The organism is Oleiphilus sp. HI0043 (assembly GCF_001634935.1).
In genome coordinates, this window is record NZ_LWEY01001971.1 from 1 (window position 1) to 526 (window position 526).

1 protein-coding gene is annotated in these 526 nt (G+C 45.4%); it reads left to right on the plus strand.

Going from position 1 to position 526, the window contains the following annotated elements; genetic code table 11:
• Positions 1-26 precede the first annotated feature (26 nt).
• A partial coding sequence (locus A3729_RS30350; RefSeq protein ID WP_156498248.1) for a hypothetical protein occupies positions 27-526 on the plus strand: 500 nt, incomplete at its 3' end.

Consider the following 526-nt stretch of genomic DNA (forward strand, 5'->3'; position numbering starts at 1 on the left):
GTGGAATAATCGAGAGAATATTATCAATGCACATACTTCAAGTAGCGATGTTGAAAAAGGCCATACAGCTATCGCTCGCCTTGGTTTTGATATTGAATGCCGCAAACATTTACGCGATGCCTGCCTTTGCGCGTCAATACAAGCAGCACTATGGCTATACGCCATCTTGTCACGCTTGCCACAAAGAAGGTGGCGGTACACCTTTAAACTTTTACGGACAGGCCTTTGAAGATCAGGGAAAAAACAAAGCCGCCTTAAGACTGATCGCCGAGCTGGACAGTGATAAAGATGGTATCGCTAACGGTGTTGAAGCGGTCAAAAAATCTAACCCGGGTAATCCGAATTCGCTGCCTTCTAAACCGGGAAATTGGCTTGATTTATCCAGTATTATTCCAAAAGAAGTGCAAACGTTATTTCCTAAGGCTGAAGCTTGGAAACCGCTTGATGCCACCTTAACTGAGAAAGACCTTAAGCGGGCTGAGGCCATGGGTGTAAGGCTTAGCGGTGAAGACGAGAACACGATATA